General features: G+C 31.0%; 2 protein-coding genes. Both read right to left on the bottom strand.

Features of this window, described 5'->3' with window-relative positions; genetic code table 11:
* Positions 1-332: 332 nt before the first annotated feature.
* Positions 333-1490 (bottom strand): acyltransferase family protein, encoded by a 1158-nt coding sequence (locus tag AC1DTM_RS23125; protein ID WP_199715099.1) that lies wholly within the window; start codon positions 1488-1490, stop codon positions 333-335.
* Positions 1491-1632: 142 nt separating this feature from the next.
* Positions 1633-2148, bottom strand: coding sequence for a transglycosylase SLT domain-containing protein (locus AC1DTM_RS23120; RefSeq protein WP_088099090.1), 516 nt, complete (start codon positions 2146-2148; stop codon positions 1633-1635).
* Between the last annotated feature and the right edge of the window lie 258 nt (positions 2149-2406).

Here is a 2406-nt window from a genome sequence, read left to right as displayed (position 1 = left end):
GATATAGATAGCGATGTGTTGTTACCCCTAATAATTATTAATACAGAATTAAACCTGTATCCATTGAGCATTTCTTCCTCTTGAAACTAACTTTATATGACCAAGCGGCTACAAGGAAACTAGCGTTTTACTAATTGTACTTTCGGCTATGTTTGGATAAAACGTTACGAAGATTCTCTTTAGTAAGAGGATTTTGGGAGTTAAGTATAAAATTAAAAATTTGTTCAATTTTAGTATGTTTATATTTAGAATCCAAAATTGACCGATTCCTAATATACTTAGGAACCGGTAATATTCGTATATTTACTAAAGAAATAAGATTCCTTCATGTATTACGCTTTTTTTGGGAATTTTGTTGTTCTTTGTTTTGCCCATTTGATACATTTCTTTTCAATTAAATGGTATGAAACTATCGAAAAAAGTATTGTCATTGTCATACATAAAGTAAGAAGGAAGAAGATAGGTATCTTTGTATATAAAAGTTTAAATAGTACCATCATGATTGGAAAATGACACAAATAGATACTGTATGAAATTTCTCCTAAGTATACAAATACACTCTTATTTAAAAATGCTTTTACTTTTAGGTTACTCATGGCCATTATAATAAATATACTAACACCGATTACGACACCCCAATCTTTTAATAAGAAAGTAGTATCATTACGGGACAAACCATAAATTAAAATGGAATATAAATATAGAATAATCCCTAATGCAATAAGAAATCCTTTATTAATTTTTTTCATATTCCTATATAAGTAGATAAGCTTTTCCTGATGCTTAAAAAGTAACATTCCAACCATAAACATCGATGTGAAATGCAGTGTATCGGCATAACCATTATAAAATCCCTCAGCTTTCCCAATATGCAACATATTAAGGAAAACACTAATTAAAGAAAGGCTCAAAGCAAATAGTATCGTTTTCTTCCAACTCAGTTTATAAAAAAGAAGGAATAACAAAGGAAACACAATAGATATACGCATTTCTTGAGCCAATGACCAGATAACTGGATTATAATTTTCCGTAAAAAAGTTATTAAGAAGCACAAAGTGGTTTATAATATCTAATGTTGTTATCGACCCTTGCCATCTATCATAGAACCAATCCCGTAGTCCTGCCACTTCATATGGCGAAAACAAAATAAATAAAGCAAAGGTAATGATTATCCAAAAATAATAAGGGATATAGATTCGTACAAATCGCTTAATTAAATATCCCCAATAATTTGTTTTTGAATGATAAAGTGCCATAGATAACACAAAACCACTTAGTACATAAAAAACGATTACAGCTTCTCCACCCGCCCATAAAAACCTAAGCGGGGAAAATTTAATAGAATTAGGCAACGATGGTAGCATTAAACAAAAATGTCCAAATACCACTGTAAGTGCCGCTAACCCTCGTATGGAATCTAATTCTTTTATTCTCTTACTCATAAAATGTTCTCCTTGTAAATTGTAGATTTTGCTGTTAATAAAGGCCACTATACTAGTGTAGTGGGAGAATTGTACATATTGTTTCTTTAAATTCCTAATATAAGCAGTACAAAGTCAATCTATGTATCTGTTTTAGGGAACTTTCATATTTAGGCATAAGTTATATAATAATAGAAAGAAAAAAGAAATCTCATTCTATAAAATCGTATTGTCGTTTAGAAAACATTTTAAAACTATTTTCTAAACCCTTATTATAGTCTGTCTGTTTATCCGTCCATTGAACGCCCTTATTTCCAGGCCACCCTGAGGTATTTGCAACATGTTTTAATAGCTCTGCTCCTTTTAAATTCTGCTGTAAACCACGGTTATATGCATTTGTCATATTAGATATTGCAATTCGGGTATTCGTTTCTACATTTTTCAAATCTTCGTTTGTTAAATCTTTAGGTGCTAGTCCACCTCGATGGAGCTGAAACAGTCCAAATGATGTGCCCTGATCTCCGACTGCATTTTGATCAAACTTACTTTCATGGAATGCAATAGATAAAGGAATCCATGGTGGCATACCGTGCTCTATTGATATTTGTTGAATTGTGTCTCTTACTTTAGCTCGGTTAATATGATGGTCATATGCGTATTTTGTAAGATATAGCCCTACTGTAAAAACCAAAATAAATACTCCGATTTTTATTAATATCCCTCTCACCAACGTCACCTCACTTGTCAGTATTAAAGATTTTCACTAGTAATCATATGTTTTTGGGAGATCAACTCGTAATCGTGTATCATTTTATTATTCTTTGTTTCATTAATTACCGATTTTTAGGTGAAATTATTAGGGGTTCTCTCCATGTAACATTCACTTTTATCAATTTCAGTACATTTTTTGTAAGAGAGAAAGTTTGTACCATCCATAAAAATCGTACTTTTTTCTCGAATACTTTGTTTGTTATTCGATTGAAAT

The sequence above is a fragment of the Bacillus sp. P4_D3 genome (assembly GCF_056401855.1).
The sequence above is the reverse complement of the archived record's forward strand: the minus strand, read 5'-3'. Positions and strand labels throughout refer to the sequence as shown.